The organism is Acinetobacter sp. BHS4 (genome assembly GCF_018454425.1).
GTDB lineage: Bacteria > Pseudomonadota > Gammaproteobacteria > Pseudomonadales > Moraxellaceae > Acinetobacter > Acinetobacter pittii.
The window spans coordinates 2,707,744-2,724,198 of the sequence record NZ_CP075323.1; the positions used below are offsets into that span (position 1 = coordinate 2,707,744).

Here is a 16,455-nt window from a genome sequence, read left to right on the forward strand (position 1 = left end):
ATGTCCCACGCAGTAGATATCACTTTCTATGATGGCCTAGTGTCTAAACCATACCCTGCTCAGATTTCAGCTCAATCTGAATCTGAAGTTCTAATTCGGTATGGTGAGCAATTAGAACTTCAGCGTCATTATCAATATACTGATATGAAATTGATTGGTGCGCTGGGACAGTTACACCCAGTAATTGAATTATCTGATGATGCACGAATTGAATTTCATAGTGCATTACCTGAATGGTTTAATTACACAACTAAAAAGGTTCAACATTCGATCTGGAAATTTGAACGCTCTCCGGGTCTTATTCTTTTTAGTGTAATTTTTGTGATTACTTTTGCGATCAGTCTAGTCAAATGGGGTGTTCCAGCCACATCCCATTATCTTGCTTTTCAATTGCCTGAGAATACTTTAAAGAAACTAGGTGATGAAGCAGAGAATTATGTATTAAATAATTGGACTGCACCCAGCCAATTAGCACAAACTCAAAAAGATCAAATTACTAAACAATATTTGAATACTGTTGCTGAAAACAAACCAGCCAAATTAGTCTTCCGTAAAGGCGATCAATTAGGGGCTAATGCTGTAGCGCTACCCAATAATACGATTATTATCACAGATGAACTGATCAAATTGGCACATACGAATCAGGAAATCTTAGGCGTATTAGCCCATGAACAAGGCCATTTGGTTTATCGCCATAGTTTGCAACAAGGGTTAACGAGTTTAGGCCTAAGTATATTATATATTGCAATGACAGGAGATAATTCAGACTTATTTACGTCCTTACCTGCTGCTATGATTAGTGCAAATTACTCACGTAAATTTGAATCCGAAGCCGATCTATATGCTTTACAGTTGATGGATAGGAAGCATATCGAAGTCTCGCACTTTGCAAATTTCTTACAACGTTTAAGCGATACAACAGAAGAAGGTATCGATAAAAAGAATCAGGCCAACCCAGCAACTTCTCAAGAAGAATCTTCAGCTAATAAACTATCTACAGCTGTTCTTGATACTTTATCCTCTCATCCTGCAACCGAAGAGCGTATTCGAATGGTTCATGATTTTGAGAAAAAACAGAAAGGCGCACAAAATAATTTATAGGCTCACAGAGTCTATCTAGAAAATTTATGGTCTTTAGGAAGTGGAGCATCACATGGTTGATCCGTCTTTATATTGACCATTTTCACAGGCCCATCATTGTAGATTGTTACCTTGCAGCCTTTTACGACATATTCCTGTTGAATACCACCGTACATTTCATCCTCAGAAACAGCAGATGCAACATCACATGCCTCATCAGCACGACATATAGCCTCTTGCCCACCAACCTCTACAGCTTCTGCTCCAGCAGCTTCCATTGCGTCTCCAGCACTCTCCTGTACTTCAACACCTACAGCCTGTATTTGTGCGGCATATGTATTTGAAAGATTCATCATAAGAAAAATTGCAAAAAAGAACTTACTACTGTGATTTATTAAATTCATGAATTATCCATATCTCTTAATTTAAATTTGGTACATATCAGGCGATTTTACTTTGCAAGTTAGTGATGCAAAGGGATTAGTATTATAAGGAGCTATTCCGCCTATAATTATACATATAGCAGCAATAGTTGACTCGAAAGAATTCATCAAACAATTACAAGATATTGACCATTATGATGGTGCATTAACTACACAATATAAAATTAAACTGAAATCAAAATCTGTCTAACTCAATCCAAATTTTTATGTGGGGTAGAATGAGGGGTAAAATAATAGATATAAAAAAAAGCCCCTGCTTTTAACAGGGGCTTTTCGAATTTGGCGGAAGCGGTGAAATCCTAATTCAAACTAAGTATTGATGACATGGCTTTGTGTAATTCATTGTCCGCCGATTCAATTTTGTTGCTTTGCCAAGCAATATAGCCGTCTGGCCTGATCATTATGCAAGCATTTTCATCATTACCCCAAGAGCGAGAAAGTTCTCCATAAGAATCTTCAACGTTTCTTTTGGGACCTACCTGTATAACTTTAATATCCAAGTTAAGCTGGTTATTAAGTTTGTCTACAGCAAGTTTCCATTTGTCACCTTGTAGCCAACAGAACAGCGTAAACTTTCCATTTCCGATTAAGTCTAAACTTGAGATTTTTCTATGATTTTTGACCAACCATATATGAGGGAGTTTATGGCCAGGGGCAAATGAGGGATAATAATAAAGATCTTCATCTCTACTAGAATCTATTTTATTTTCAATATTATATTCTGCTCCAACAATTGCTGATGAATGATAACGTACGTTAGTTTCTACGCCTAAGGCAGCAAATTCATAAGCTTTATATTCAATTGCAGATCTTAAATCACGGCGTTTAACAGCACCTTTTTCATTACCTTCGCTTAAGGTATTTATACTTCCTTGCATCGTCTCTGTACTGTACTTTCCATCTAACTCTAAAGCAGAAAATATTGTAGAGAACTCTCTAACACTTTGATTTGCTCGTTTAACAATTCGCTCACCAACAGGTGCTCTTTCCTCATTAAAACTGTCTAATAAACAACTACCCGCTTTGCCATTTAATACAAATGCTAATTTCCAACATAAGTTATAAGCGTCTTGTATAGATGAGTTTGAACCTAGTCCATTCGAAGGTGGATGGCGATGGACAGCATCACCAATGCAGAAAACTCGACCTTTCGAATATTGTTCTGCATACATTTCATTTACTGTCCATAACGACTTACTACTTATGTTTATTTCAATATCGTTATCGCCAATAAGCTGCTTGCAAATTGCAACCGCCTCATCATCAGTAAGAGATGGCTCTTCTTTTTCAATGTCATACCCCCAAACAATCTGCCATTCATTCCAAGGTCTGACCATACGCAACAACCCTAGGCCAATTCCACCAATGTTTGCTCCAGGTTGTATAATCCACCATAGGTAACCAGGTCGATGCGAAACGTATTTTGTTAAATCGGCTTTAAAAATAATACTGATACTGCCACTTTTCCCCATTTTACCTGCCATAGGTAAATCTAAATCTTTTATAACTTTGCTACTCGCCCCATCAGCTCCAATCAAATACTTACAACGTATTAAGTATGTTTGTTTAGTTAATCTATCTAAAACAGTAACTGTTACACCATTCTCATCTTGTACATGAGATAAATATTCTGTATCAAATCTTGGATGGCTACCTCGTGATGCAGCATTTGAAAGCAAAATAGGTTCAAATAGATGTTGAGGAAGATCGCACTGTTCACAGGGACTCGCTTTAGCATACTCTGACATTCTTTCAGGATGATTCATTCCATAAGGAAAGCGTCCAATTTCATCACCCGTTAAAGATGTGCAATACACAACATCTCCCATAACTTCTTTTGGTGCTGCTTTTGCGATTACTTCATCAGAGATCCCCAAGTCTCGAACAATTTCCATAGTTCTTTGACTGATATAATGAGCACGAGGACTGTTTGCCAGCCATCTATATTTAGTTATTATGATATTCCTGATTCCATAACTACTTAACATAAGTGCAGCAGAAGAACCAGCCGGACCACTCCCAACAATTAAAACATCAGTTTCTAACATTTTTATCCTATTACTTACATATTTTTGACAGCTAAATAGTTACTACATACATTTAAATCAAATAACCATTTTGAATATAATATTGCTTCGAAAAACTCTTTTAGATCATGGAGGTAAAAACTTCACAACATTAAGTATTAAATAAGTCTATAAAAGTTATAAATCAGATTTTTAATAAAATTGATATATCTTCACAGTTCAAGATTCTAATAAATAAAGGAAAATTTAAAAACCAAATGATCTAGAGTTTAAAATAAATATAACATTTAGATTTTATTGGTAGCATTGGCAAATCTATACAGAATATATCTTTTAGATAGGCCTAGGCCTCTGGTTCAATTTCTAATTTTTTAAGCAGATTTTTTATTTATTAAAATTCTATGAGCTATACTTTAAAAAAAATTATGAAGTAATCATTATTTCAATTGTACTTTATACAAACGAATATTATTAACTCCATCAATAGGAATTATGAATTATGGAAAAGCAAGATGTGATATCGATTGTAGATAGATATTTTTCTAATACGATTTCTAATCTAACGATTTTTCCAACACATAAGCTAAAAAATAATGCCCCTACTGAAAATGAAAATTCTTTCTTCTTTCTACATGACTTTGGTACTTATGAGTTAGAAGCTAAATTTAATTATTGTGATGGTTTTCCACAAAAAATAGCTTTACTGATACATGGAGGCAACTCTGATTTGAGCTCTTTAAGTCCTTTAGAAAGTCTGCTTAGAAGTAAAAATATTGGAACGCTTTCATTCAATTTAAGTGGCTTAAATAACACGAGTGAAACGAAATCATCCGTATATCAAAACATCCATGAAAGTATGGTTTTTTATAGCCTTCTAAAAAAAGTGGATATCGTTATTGGATATAGCTTAGGTGGTTATATTGCAATTAATTTAGCTAAAAAATTTCAAATTGATCAATTGATTCTGTTATGCCCAGCAATATATTCAGATCAAGCAATCAAAAAAATGTATGGAAGTGAATTTAAGGATGAAATTTCCAAACCCTATAGCTTTTACTCATCATCCATTTGGCTTTTTTTAATGAAATATAAAAGAGAAATCACAATAGTTTATGGAGAGTTAGATGGTATAAAAACAGATAATGGAAAGTCGAAAGGGTTTTATGAAATTAATGGTATTAAGAAATACTCCCCTATTCCCTATGAAATAGTCCAAACCTTAAAAAAAATTTCCATGCGAAAAGCTAACTTTAATTTCATAATTGAGAAAAATAAAGATCATTATCTTTTAAAAAAATATCAGAAATTATAATTTTTAAAAATATTGATTAGATTGGACTGTAAAGAGTTCTCTTCTTATTAAAAGCGAATAGATTGAATTTTCAACTCCTACAATGTTAGGTGCATTTGTTATCGTCGAAAAAATAAAGCCCCTTAAACTTTCTAGTTTAAAAGACTTTTAAAATTCATTTAAATAAGAAATAGCTTTAATTTGTAGGGGCTAATTCAAAATCTGAAACAATACTGCAAAGAGTAGAATATTTGCGATCACTATGGCCCAACCACCATATAGCATATATTTCAGTTGACTTGAACGTGCTAAACCCATTTGACCAAACATATCAGAAGATGGGAAAGGACCAAACCAGTCTACTTGGGAGCTTGATAATAAAACTGCTGTAACCGCAACAGGTGGAACACCATTTGCCAGTAAAATTGGTCCAAAAATTTTATTGGTAAAAGTCATTTGTGCAACAGCTGCTCCTGGAATATGCCCCACAATATTAAATAAAAAAATACCAAAACACAGCATCGCAGGACTTAAGTCGACCAAATACGGTGTCGCATTATCTAACAGTGTTTGATAAGCATTAAGTTTTTCAACAAGAACTAAAATTGGATTGTATAACCAGTAAAGAATAAACATCCATACTAATTTACCGCATCCCTCATAGAGTGCTTCCAAAATTTGTTTAGGACTAAACCCCGCCACTAACCCAGTTAATGTGGCAACAGTAAGCATCACAATAATTGCAAAACTAAAGCCTGCTTTAAAAATAATTCCAAGAATTGCCATCACGATAATTGTGCCAATAAATACAATCGCTGCACGTTTACTTCTTTTCACTTCAGAGGCACTTTCTATTTTTTCAGAAGGTTCTAAGAAATTTTCATTATAGGTATATCTTCCAAAAGTCCACTTTTGGATATAGCCAGACATGAACCACCCCGTCAGAAGTGTGACAACACTCATAGGTATGGCACAAGTGCTCAAATATTGCGGGTAGGTCAAGCCTCCCAACTCTAAAATAGTCACTGTACTTGGTGTAAAAGGTCCTATAAAGAGACCGACCGAACCTGCTGTCATCAAAAGTAATGCAACTGTAGGCGGTGTTAAACCAACTGCTGCAGCAATGGGAATAATGACAGCAACAATAATGGCATTACCACCTGCCATAGTTCCCAATGAACCACAAATAACAACTGATGAAATCATGATGCCAAGTTTGACGCGAGGAATACTTGAAAGCCCAACTTTATTGACAATAAATTTGACCAATTCTTTCGCTGCACCTGTTCGGTTAGCAACTTCACCAACCCCAGCACCTAACATAATAATAAGACCTACAGTCGCAATAAATGAGCCCGTAGACTTTGCAAGAATTCCACCCAATTCAAATACGCTGGTGGATGTCATTATCACACTAATGACAATAGCAATAATAACTGCCAGAACAATATCGAGACCAATAACAGTTAAGAGCGCCAAGGCAAAAATAGGCAATAACCCAATTAAACCGACCTCCTCTATTGGTAGGCCTTTTGCGTAAAATGCTAAAGCAAAGCTAAGAATAATAATGGTGATAAGGGCAATATTTTTAGGTGTCCTTATATTAGGTATTGCTATAGAAGATTGCTCAACTGACATATGTATCACTCCTTGATCATTGGGCATTGAATTTCACACCAATTTACAAGGGTTCATTGACATTAAATAATGAATTCTAATAGATTACCTATAACTATTAGTTATGTGCTCATTTATGAATCTTCGACACCTAGAAATATTCTATTTAGTCATGCTTTTTGGTTCACTCACAGAAGCAGCTTCATCGTTATGCATTTCACAGCCAGCAGCCAGTAAATTACTAAAACATGCAGAGCAACGCCTTGGTTTTGCTCTATTTAAACGGGTCAAAGGGAAATTACAACCCACGAAAGAAGCCTATATTTTATATGATGAAATTAAGCCAATTTATGAAAAAATAAATGAATTAAATAAGTTGACGGATAATTTGGCAAGAAATACTCAAGGTCAAATCACACTCGGATGTTTACCCAGTTTAGGTTTGAGCCTCCTTCCCAAATTAACTGCAAAATTTCTAAAAAAATACACTGATGTTTTTGTCAATATTGGTACCGATCATACTCAAGCATTAGAGCAAAAATTATTAAGACGTGAAATTGATATTGCGGTGACGTTCCAGCCCCATACCCAGCATGGCATTATTGCCACACCTGTTCTAGAAATTCCTCTGGTTTATATTGATTCTCAGCCTATTGATTCAAATCAAGATATTTATTCAATTGATGAGAACAGGTGGATTCAACCCTATTCAGATTCCCTCATGCAAGTAGTAAAAAAGTACAGAACATTTAATAAAAGTATTGTGAATGTACAAACTTACTATATGGCGAGTGAACTGGTACGCGAAGGTTTAGGGTGTAGCATTACCGATATTTATACTGCTGCACACTCCTTACCAAATCATATGATTCACGAAATAAAACCAAGTTTATCTACCACAATTTATATTTTAGAAAATGCCAATGTGAGCACGAACAAAGCGACTGAAGATTTTATTGAATTAATTAAAAGAGAAATTGCTTCGATGACGCCATCGATTAACCAAAAGTTATGAGTAGTATCTAAAAACTCATTTGTTTAACGTTTTATCTTCTTCTTTAATGCAAATGTGTGTTGCAGATATAGCATGGAAGAATGAAAAAACATGTCGTTGTCATTGGTGGTGGAGTCATTGGTTTAAGTACAGCCTATGCTCTTATTCAAGCAGGCCATAAAGTTACAATAGTGGAAGAAAAAGACCAGATTGGCTGCCAGACAAGTTTTGCAAATGGTGGTCAACTCAGTTATCGCTATGTTTCACCTTTAGCGGATGCAGGCGTCCCATTTCAGGCACTGCAATGGTTAGGAAAAGCCCACTCGCCTTTAAACTTTAAATTGAACTTTTCACCTCTTCAATGGTCTTGGTTATTCCAATTCCTCATGGCATGTAATCGTAAAAACAATATTGTGAACGGCAATCATATTTTACGGTTATCCCTATATAGTCAAAATGTTATGTCTAAATGGCGTGATGAAATTGATGATTTTGACTGGGTAAAATCGGGAAAAATGATTATTCATCGTGATGAAAAAACTTTTAGAAAAGCAGCAACAGGGATAGATCCAAATGTTCAAAAAGTACTGTCACCTGAAGAAACTGTTCAACTTGAACCAGCATTGAAAGGTATTGAATCTACATTAATGGGTTCAATTTACACACCTGATGATGAAACAGCAGATTGCTACAAATTTTGTTTAGCGTTGTATAAAGCACTAGAAAAGAGTAGTAACTTCACATGTTTATATACACATGAAGTGACAGATTTTTTTGTGGAAAATAATAAAATTACTGCGATCGAAACAAATCAAGGACGTATAGAAGCAGATGAATTTGTGGTTGCTGCGGGCAATGGTAGTACTGCAATCTTTAATATGGTGGGTATTTCAGTCCCAGTTTATCCATTAAAAGGATATAGCCTTACTTTACCATTCCCAGAAAAAGCCAATGTTGTACCCAATATGAGTGTAACCGATTATGCAAATAAAATTGTATATGCAAAATTGGGAAATCAGCTTCGAATTGCCGCAATGGTCGATATTGGCTATCAAGATATCTACATTCGAAAAGAGCGAATAAATGCATTGAAAGATACAGTACAAACAACATTTCCCGATTTATTGGGTATAAATACAGCACAAGAATGGAGTGGTTTACGTCCATCCACCCCTACAGGTTTACCCATTTTGGGTTGTACGAAATATTTGAATTTATGGGCAAATATTGGCCAAGGTAGTTTAGGTTTCACATTGGCTGCTGGTTGTGCCATGGTCATTAGTCAATTAATTAGCCAAGCAACTTCGCCAATTACATTAGATGGTTTATCTCTGGAGAAATAAAATGAGTCATGATATTCAACGTATTGCCACAAATGCACGTTTATCAGGTTGCGTGCTTCATAACGGTTTAGTGTATGTTTCCGGTCAAGTTCCAACGAATTTAGATGCTGATGCCAAGCAGCAAACTTTAGAAGTTCTGGCAAAAATTGATGCTTTACTGGAACAAGCTGGTAGTGATAAAGGCCGTATTTTAACTGCACAAATTTGGATTAAAAATATTGCCGAAGATTTTGCAGTGTTCAATGAATGTTGGGAAGCATGGTTACCAGATGGTGCAGCACCAGCACGCGCTGCTATTCAAGCAGATTTGGCACGTCCGCAAGTATTAGTAGAAGTAATGGTTACGGCGAGTGTTAAATAATATTTTTCAAGTCAAGCTAGTAAATTTGCTAGCTTGATTAACTCACTGTCAAATATAACTACTCATCAACTCGATGTTGCACATCTTTATAGGTAACGCCGATCACCTCATCCTTACTAAATACTTTACGAATTGATTTTAATCTGACCAGTTAGTTAGGCTGAGACAAAATAAATTTTCAAAAGACATTTTTAAAATTTTTATAATAAAAAACCCATTCCAAAAATTTGAAATGGGTTTAGTGAAAACCACTGAGCCTGAAATAGTAAAAATTAGAGCTTAACAATATCTACTGTAATGATTTGATGAGAAAATACAATATATATTCAAATAATTTTTTAGATAAAATTTACTAAAAAGTATATTATAAATATAAACTAATTAATACCAATTAAAATTCAATGATGAAAAATTGTTCTCTTATTATTTTAGGTAGACCTAAATATAACTTTTCCCGAACCAAAACAATCTTAAAAAAATACCCTATTACACTTAAGTAGAACTTGAATGCCATTTATATCAACATTTTAAAATACTATATCTCAATACTTTTTAAGATTAACCAGAGAACGCTCTCCCCCTAATTTTGTTAGTATAAAGTTCTGGAAGTCTTCAATCTATTATTTAAGAAAAACTTTACGAACTTAAGTCATAGAATCTAGCAATTTGTTCAAATATCTCTGAGATCACTCCATAAAAACACTCATAAATATCTACTATTCTTCACTAAAAATTTAGTTCACATTGACTTTCTAACAAACGTTAGTTAGATTATTTGAAATTCAATTATCTAAGAAGTTATAAATGATTTTAGTTAGTCAAAAAGATCGCACTTGGACTGATAGTAATATCCCAGGAGTTCAAACCTGTCGAACTTGGATTAGTGAAGATGGTATTGAAAGCTATTTAGCAAAATTTCAGGCTGGAACAAGTTTTCCCAAACACACTCATATTGGATGGGAACAGATCATTGTTTTAGAAGGTGTAATTCGCTTCAATGATATCGAAATGCAGGCTGGAGATGTGTTACAAGTTCAAGGTACTGACGAACATAAGGCATTTGCCGTAGAGAACACTCTCTTGTTCATTACTCATCATGGCGGTATTGAACTGACGGAATAATATTATGACATCCTCTACAAAAAACCATACACCTTTGACGCGAGAAAAAATACTAGGAGCCGCAATTCATCTGTTTCAACAGCATGGATTCAGCGGACTAGGCATGCGACAAATCGCTGACTGCTTACAAATAAAGGCGCCTAGTCTCTACTACCATTTTGAGTCTAAAGATGATCTGGCACGATCTGCACTTCAACACTATAGAGAAGAGCAATTCTACCGATTACAGGAAATTGAAAAACTGGCTGGCTTAACCCAAAAACTGCATGCGTATTCTGAACTTTTCGCCGAGATGCTGAACGACGAAAAACGTCTATGCTTATATATGGTAATGGTGAGAGAAGCCTCTTTCCAGCAAGAGCCATGTGTAAGTGAATTGAGGTTGTTCGCCAAACAGAATATCGATTGGTTAGAAGATACTTTATGCCAAGCAAAAAAAGAATCACCTCAAACTATTGAAACAGAGCGAGACATGGCTGAAATCATATTTGCTTCTCTCGAAGGTATCATGGCGACCTCTCTAGTTGATGGGAACCCATCTACACACTTTCGCTCAAAAGCTAAATCTTTCCTCAACATTATGTTGCTCACAACCGTTAAATAAAAAAACAGGCTCTAACAGCTCTAGAATCTGCGCTTTAATTGTTATTGGTTAAATGCTCGGATTTAAAGGATAAGAGCCTGTAATTAAAATCTCATACACAGCAGATGGTTATCGATTTCTTGCTTATAGCCATTCTTATAGTCACAGCCGACATGCAGGCTGGAAAGTTTATTTTCCGCTTTGGGTACTGCACATCATGGCACGTAAATAATAATATAGTATCTATTGATCATGCTATTTAGCTTCAACCAACATATTGATGATACTAATTAAAATTAAGTATGAAATACACATACAAAAAAAAGCCCCTGCTTTTAACAGGGGCTTTTCGAATTTGGCGGAAGCGGTGAGATTCGAACTCACGGAGGACTCACACCCTCGTCGGTTTTCAAGACCGGTGCATTAAACCGCTCTGCCACGCTTCCATGTGCGTAAGAATACAAAGCTTATTCATTTTATTCAAGAAAAATATCATCGCTTTGTGTTCAAGTGCATATTGTTTCATCAATTTTACAGTTGAGCAGCCAATTCTGCTCCTTCTTTGATCGCACGCTTCGCATCTAGCTCTGCTGCAAGCTTTGCACCACCAATAATATGATAGTTCGCTATAGTCGACTCACCTTCTTTTGGCATCAAGTCTTTTACCGACTCTTGACCTGCACACACCACAACCGTATCTACACGTAAAAGTTGATCTTGCCCATTGTGCTCAATCCAAAGCCCTTCATCAGTGACTGCTTTATATTGCACACCACGCAGCATACATACGCCATGCTTTTTAAGCTGTGCACGGTGTACCCAACCCGAAGTTTTGCCAAGACCAATACCAAGTGGTGTGGTTTTACGTTGCAATAAATAAATTTCACGTATTGCTGGTTCAACGACTGGCGGCTGCATCCCCCCTTCAGAAACATAATTCGGATCTGGGTCCACCCCCCATTCACGTTGCCAATCAGCCAAAGGTTGCGGTTGTGGCTGATGTGGCGGTTTAAGTAAAAACTCTGACACGTCAAAACCAATACCACCCGCGCCAATCACTGCAACCTTTTGTCCGACTTCTGCTCCTTTTAAAACTTGAGCATAAGAAAGGACTTGTGGTGCGTCACTTCCTTCAATTTTTAATGCGCGAGGGATTACACCTGTTGCAACAATCACTTCATCAAAACCTTCACGTTCAAGCTGCTCACGATTTACGCGAGTATTTAAACGTACGTCTACTCCAGTTTTTTCCAGTTGGACTTTAAAGTAGCGGATTGTCTCGTGAAATTCTTCTTTGCCCGGTACAACTTTGGCAAAGTTAAATTGACCACCCACATCAGAAGTTGCCTCAAACAGCGTCACTGCATGGCCACGGCTTGCCGCAACAGTTGCCGCCGACATACCCGCTACTCCACCGCCAACAACTGCAATTCGCTTAGGCTGTTTAGTTTTTAAATAGACCAGTTCAGTTTCATGGCCTGCACGAGGGTTAACCAAACAAGATACACGCTTATTTTTAAAAGCATGGTCTAAACAGGCTTGGTTACATGCAATACAGGTATTAATTTCATCAACACGGTTAGTCGCAGTTTTATTTACCCAAAATGCATCGGCCAATAAAGGACGCGCCATTTGAACCATATCTGCTTTGCCAGTTGCCAAAATTTCTTCGGCAGTTTCAGGCATGTTAATACGGTTTGACGCAATAATCGGAATAGAAATATGTTGTTTTACATGAGCAGTGTAGTCAACAAAAGCTGCACGAGGCACAGATGTTACAATGGTCGGCACACGAGCTTCATGCCAGCCAATGCCGGTATTTAATAAAGTCACCCCTGCTTTTTCTAAAGCTTTGGCTACAGTCACCACCTCTTGCATGGTGTTACCGTCATGGACTAAATCGAGTAAAGACAAGCGGAAACAGATAATAAACTTCTCACCGACTTTGGCACGGATCGCTTTAACAATCTCGACTGGAAAGCGCATACGGTTTTCAATTTCACCACCCCAACGGTCAGTACGCTGGTTCACGTGGCGACTTAAAAACTGGTTAATTAAATACCCTTCCGAGCCCATAATTTCGACACCGTCATAACCTGCTTTTTTGGCAATGTCAGCACAGTGTGCGTAATCTTCTATTGTGCTCAGAATATTTTTTTCAGAAAGCTGGCGTGGTTTAAATGGGGAAATTGGAGATTTAATTGCAGTTGAAGATACAACAAACGGCTGGTAACCATAACGACCTGCATGCAAAATTTGCATTAAGATTTTTGAACCATGTTTATGCACAGCATGTGTAACCAGACGATGCTGTGGAATATCAAATAAGCTATTCATGGTTCCGCCAGCAGGTGCTAACCATCCTTGACGGTTCGGTGAAATACCACCTGTCACAATCAGGCCCACCCCACCTTTTGCACGCTCTTCAAAATAAGCTGCCAGCTTTGGGTAATTGTAAAAACGATCTTCAAGCCCCGTATGCATGGAACCCATCACCACACGGTTTTTAATGGTGGTAAAGCCTAGATGTAATGGTTTTAATAAATTGGCGTAACTTGTCATGCTGCGTCCCAATAATTTTTTGCAACTTGTTGCATAGTACTTTAATACTTTTTTGATAATTTTGGATGACCAAGCAAAGAAATTTATCGGAGCTTATGGTCAATCCATTTATTTAAGAACAATACTTCATTCACTTCTTCTTATTCTATAAATAGCCTTATATTTTTTATCAAATTAAAACTTCAAATCAGAACAAGTGAATTAATGCTTTTTTTGCGAAAAAAAGCACCATGAATAGTGCTACAATAGCCGCCATTCAGAATTCTCAAGACCGCCTATATGGGGTCTTTTTCATAAATGTTAGGATTAGCAATGACTGATAATGCAACTATCTTGCAGCATGTACCAGTAGGCAAAAAAGTTGGGATTGCCTTCTCCGGAGGCCTAGACACTTCAGCTGCCTTATTGTGGATGAAACAAAAAGGCGCAGAACCTTATGCATATACTGCAAACTTAGGTCAGCCTGATGAAGATGACTACGATGCAATTCCAAAGAAAGCAGAACAATACGGCGCTGTAAAAGCTCGCTTAATTGACTGCCGCTTACAACTTGCGCTTGAAGGTATTGCTGCGATTCAGTGTGGTGCATTCCATATCAGTACAGGTGGTGTTCCTTATTTCAATACGACTCCACTCGGTCGTGCAGTAACAGGTACAATGTTAGTTACTGCAATGAAAGAAGATGACGTAAACATCTGGGGTGACGGTTCAACTTATAAAGGTAACGATATTGAACGTTTTTATCGTTATGGTTTGTTGACTAACCCGAATCTTAAAATTTATAAGCCTTGGTTAGATCAAAACTTCATCGATGAGCTCGGTGGCCGTGCAGAAATGTCACAGTTCCTGATCGACAACGGTTTTGACTACAAAATGTCAAAAGAAAAAGCGTACTCAACTGACTCAAACATGTTGGGCGCGACTCACGAAGCAAAAGATCTTGAATACCTAAATGCTGGTATCAAAATCGTTGACCCAATTATGGGCGTTGCTTTCTGGAAAGATGAAGTTGAAATTACCCCAGAAGAAGTGACTGTACGTTTTGAAGAAGGTGTACCTGTTGCATTAAACGGTCAAACTTTTGACAATCCGGTTGAGCTTATTCTTGAAGCAAACCGTATTGGTGGCCGTCATGGTTTAGGTATGTCTGACCAAATCGAAAACCGTATTATCGAAGCAAAATCACGTGGTATTTATGAAGCACCGGGTATGGCCCTTCTTCATATTGCTTACGAGCGTTTGGTTACTGGTATTCATAACGAAGATACGATCGAACAATACCGCATTAACGGTTTACGTTTAGGCCGTTTACTTTACCAAGGCCGCTGGTTCGACTCTCAAGCACTTATGTTGCGTGAAACTGCACAGCGTTGGGTTGCTAAAGCGATTACTGGTGAAGTAACTCTTGAACTTCGTCGTGGTAATGACTACACCATCATGAACACTGAATCTCCAAACTTAACGTACGAAGCTGAACGTTTAACAATGGAAAAAGGCGATTCAATGTTTACGCCAATGGACCGTATTGGTCAGTTGACTATGCGTAACCTCGACATTACCGATACACGTGCAAAACTTGGTATCTATACAGATGCTGGTTTGCTTTCAATCGGCCAAGGTTCTGCTGTACCACAACTTGATAACAAGAAAAAATAATTTTCTTACTTAATAAAAAAGCCACCGACAAAGGTGGCTTTTTTATTTCAAATATTTGTGCTCACGCAAGTTCAGCCACTTCCAAAGGTTGATAATAAATCTGGTTACGTCCAAGCTGCTTAGCTCGGTACAAAGCTTGATCCGCAGCGTGAATTAATTTTTCCTGATTTACTTTAAAACCTTCTGTATAAACAGTAAAACCTAAACTAATCGTGACATGCTTAGAGACTAAAGATGCTGCATGAGGAATCGCTTGTCGCTCAATCGCTTTATAAATATTTGCAGCGACGGCATAGGCACCTTGAGCAGGTGTTTTCGGTAACAGCACGACAAACTCTTCTCCTCCATAGCGAGCAACAAAATCAACATGCCGAATCGAATTTTTAATTGCAGCGGCAATAGATGAGATGACTTTATCCCCCATTTGGTGTCCATAAAAATCGTTATAATTTTTAAAAAAATCGATATCAATAAACAAAACGGCCAATGGTCGCTTTTCTTGTTTTGCACGATAGTAAAAAAAGTCGAACATCTCATCAAAAGTACGTCGATTTGAGATATTAGTCAGTGCGTCTTGCTGGCTTAAATGAAGCAATTCAGATGCCTCAATACGTAAAATCTGTTCGTTAAGCTCAGCAAGCTGATTATTTAAAAAGAGACTTCTTTCTCTAGAGGTAAGCATCGTACTAATTGAAAAACCTAAAATACAACTTCCAAACAGCGCTCTTCCCAAAGCAATAAAATCACAATTCGCTTGCCATAAAATCAGTAGGGAAAAAACACAAAAGGCTGCTGTTAAACCTACATAAAGCATATGTAGAGGCTTTATTCCGCTTAAAATAAATCCCAGCATATATAAGAAGGAAAGTAGTAACATTGACTGGTTTTTAAGAGCGACATTTCCTACGCTAAGGAGCAACATTGCATTGATAATAATGGTCAAAAATACAATGCCACATGCAGCGATATAAAAATATTCAGTGAGTTTTTTAAACTTTGCAAAAACCCAAAATAACAGCAGTGCACAAGCAATATTAATTGCGCTAAGTAAACAGTAAATAAAATCCCAAGTAATATAAGGTACGCCTATGACCAAATAGTCTGTAGGTAGAGCCAGCAATATGAAAATGAGATAGGTTAAAACGCCACTTGCTAAAAACTTTGAGATATTCTGTTTAGTTCGCTCAAGATTTAGACACCAGAATTTTTTTTCTAATTGATGTGGCAGAGGTATATTGGCATAACGATGGGTATGTAGAGTTACTAAATATTCTATTTCTTCTTTTGCTTTGAGTAATTCATGTACATTTCCCCTATTTGCCACTACTTGATTCCTGCCTCTCACACATTAACAAAATATAACATTATTTTTTAAG

Annotated in this window: 13 protein-coding genes and 1 tRNA gene; 8 read left to right on the forward strand and 6 right to left on the reverse strand. The window is 36.8% G+C overall.

What is annotated here, in order from left to right:
- Entirely contained in the window at positions 1 to 1,101 is a 1,101-nt protein-coding gene (locus KIP84_RS13055; RefSeq protein WP_213688684.1) for a M48 family metallopeptidase, read from the forward strand.
- Positions 1,102 to 1,112: 11 nt separating this feature from the next.
- On the opposite strand, the gene KIP84_RS13060 is transcribed toward KIP84_RS13055, so the two are convergent.
- Together KIP84_RS13060 and KIP84_RS13065 are read right to left on the reverse strand one after the other, a co-directional pair.
- Entirely contained in the window at positions 1,113 to 1,436 is a 324-nt protein-coding gene (locus tag KIP84_RS13060; protein ID WP_081410586.1) for a hypothetical protein, read from the reverse strand.
- A gap of 386 nt (positions 1,437 to 1,822) precedes the next feature.
- Positions 1,823 to 3,571, reverse strand: coding sequence for an FAD-dependent monooxygenase (locus KIP84_RS13065; RefSeq protein ID WP_213688685.1), 1,749 nt, complete (start codon positions 3,569 to 3,571; stop codon positions 1,823 to 1,825).
- Between the two features lie 478 nt (positions 3,572 to 4,049).
- On the opposite strand from KIP84_RS13065, the gene KIP84_RS13070 reads away from it, so the two are divergent.
- Positions 4,050 to 4,862, forward strand: coding sequence for a YqiA/YcfP family alpha/beta fold hydrolase (locus KIP84_RS13070; protein WP_213688686.1), 813 nt, complete (start codon positions 4,050 to 4,052; stop codon positions 4,860 to 4,862).
- A gap of 189 nt (positions 4,863 to 5,051) precedes the next feature.
- Here the strand turns inward: KIP84_RS13070 and KIP84_RS13075 are convergent, their stop codons facing one another.
- Complete coding sequence (locus KIP84_RS13075) at positions 5,052 to 6,479, reverse strand: Na+/H+ antiporter NhaC family protein (RefSeq protein WP_213688687.1); 1,428 nt, start codon at positions 6,477 to 6,479, stop codon at positions 5,052 to 5,054.
- A 115-nt stretch (positions 6,480 to 6,594) separates the two neighbouring features.
- Between KIP84_RS13075 and KIP84_RS13080 the strand changes: the two genes are divergently transcribed.
- The 5 genes from KIP84_RS13080 (at position 6,595) to KIP84_RS13100 (ending at position 10,882) form a co-directional block, all read left to right on the forward strand.
- Positions 6,595 to 7,473 carry a LysR family transcriptional regulator gene (locus KIP84_RS13080; RefSeq protein ID WP_213688688.1) on the forward strand — a complete coding sequence of 293 codons (879 nt, stop codon included), beginning with the start codon at positions 6,595 to 6,597 and terminating at the stop codon, positions 7,471 to 7,473.
- A gap of 80 nt (positions 7,474 to 7,553) precedes the next feature.
- Complete coding sequence (locus KIP84_RS13085) at positions 7,554 to 8,795, forward strand: D-amino acid dehydrogenase (protein ID WP_213688689.1); 1,242 nt, start codon at positions 7,554 to 7,556, stop codon at positions 8,793 to 8,795.
- A gap of 1 nt (position 8,796) precedes the next feature.
- Entirely contained in the window at positions 8,797 to 9,156 is a 360-nt protein-coding gene (locus tag KIP84_RS13090; protein ID WP_068562850.1) for a RidA family protein, read from the forward strand.
- A gap of 804 nt (positions 9,157 to 9,960) precedes the next feature.
- Entirely contained in the window at positions 9,961 to 10,278 is a 318-nt protein-coding gene (locus tag KIP84_RS13095; protein ID WP_213688690.1) for a cupin domain-containing protein, read from the forward strand.
- 4 nt (positions 10,279 to 10,282) lie between these two features.
- Positions 10,283 to 10,882 carry a TetR/AcrR family transcriptional regulator gene (locus KIP84_RS13100; RefSeq protein WP_060465459.1) on the forward strand — a complete coding sequence of 200 codons (600 nt, stop codon included), beginning with the start codon at positions 10,283 to 10,285 and terminating at the stop codon, positions 10,880 to 10,882.
- A gap of 335 nt (positions 10,883 to 11,217) precedes the next feature.
- On the opposite strand, the gene KIP84_RS13105 is transcribed toward KIP84_RS13100, so the two are convergent.
- Together KIP84_RS13105 and KIP84_RS13110 are read right to left on the reverse strand one after the other, a co-directional pair.
- A tRNA-Ser gene (locus KIP84_RS13105) sits at positions 11,218 to 11,307 on the reverse strand.
- 85 nt (positions 11,308 to 11,392) lie between these two features.
- On the reverse strand, positions 11,393 to 13,423 hold the full coding sequence (locus KIP84_RS13110) for an NADPH-dependent 2,4-dienoyl-CoA reductase (RefSeq protein ID WP_213688691.1): 2,031 nt from the start codon (positions 13,421 to 13,423) through the stop codon (positions 11,393 to 11,395).
- Between the two features lie 297 nt (positions 13,424 to 13,720).
- On the opposite strand from KIP84_RS13110, the gene argG reads away from it, so the two are divergent.
- Positions 13,721 to 15,079 (forward strand): argininosuccinate synthase, encoded by a 1,359-nt coding sequence (gene argG / locus KIP84_RS13115; protein ID WP_213688692.1) that lies wholly within the window; start codon positions 13,721 to 13,723, stop codon positions 15,077 to 15,079.
- Positions 15,080 to 15,140: 61 nt separating this feature from the next.
- On the opposite strand, the gene KIP84_RS13120 is transcribed toward argG, so the two are convergent.
- Positions 15,141 to 16,403, reverse strand: coding sequence for a diguanylate cyclase (locus tag KIP84_RS13120; protein WP_213688693.1), 1,263 nt, complete (start codon positions 16,401 to 16,403; stop codon positions 15,141 to 15,143).
- Positions 16,404 to 16,455 lie beyond the last annotated feature (52 nt).

Coding starts and splice junctions, on each gene's coding strand:
- KIP84_RS13055 (WP_213688684.1), top strand. CDS start 1: ATGTCCCACGCAGTAGATATCACTTTCTATGATGGCCTAGTGTCTAAA.
- KIP84_RS13060 (WP_081410586.1), bottom strand. CDS start 1,436: ATGATGAATCTTTCAAATACATATGCCGCACAAATACAGGCTGTAGGT.
- KIP84_RS13065 (WP_213688685.1), bottom strand. CDS start 3,571: ATGTTAGAAACTGATGTTTTAATTGTTGGGAGTGGTCCGGCTGGTTCT.
- KIP84_RS13070 (WP_213688686.1), top strand. CDS start 4,050: ATGGAAAAGCAAGATGTGATATCGATTGTAGATAGATATTTTTCTAAT.
- KIP84_RS13075 (WP_213688687.1), bottom strand. CDS start 6,479: ATGTCAGTTGAGCAATCTTCTATAGCAATACCTAATATAAGGACACCT.
- KIP84_RS13080 (WP_213688688.1), top strand. CDS start 6,595: ATGAATCTTCGACACCTAGAAATATTCTATTTAGTCATGCTTTTTGGT.
- KIP84_RS13085 (WP_213688689.1), top strand. CDS start 7,554: ATGAAAAAACATGTCGTTGTCATTGGTGGTGGAGTCATTGGTTTAAGT.
- KIP84_RS13090 (WP_068562850.1), top strand. CDS start 8,797: ATGAGTCATGATATTCAACGTATTGCCACAAATGCACGTTTATCAGGT.
- KIP84_RS13095 (WP_213688690.1), top strand. CDS start 9,961: ATGATTTTAGTTAGTCAAAAAGATCGCACTTGGACTGATAGTAATATC.
- KIP84_RS13100 (WP_060465459.1), top strand. CDS start 10,283: ATGACATCCTCTACAAAAAACCATACACCTTTGACGCGAGAAAAAATA.
- KIP84_RS13110 (WP_213688691.1), bottom strand. CDS start 13,423: ATGACAAGTTACGCCAATTTATTAAAACCATTACATCTAGGCTTTACC.
- argG (WP_213688692.1), top strand. CDS start 13,721: ATGTTAGGATTAGCAATGACTGATAATGCAACTATCTTGCAGCATGTA.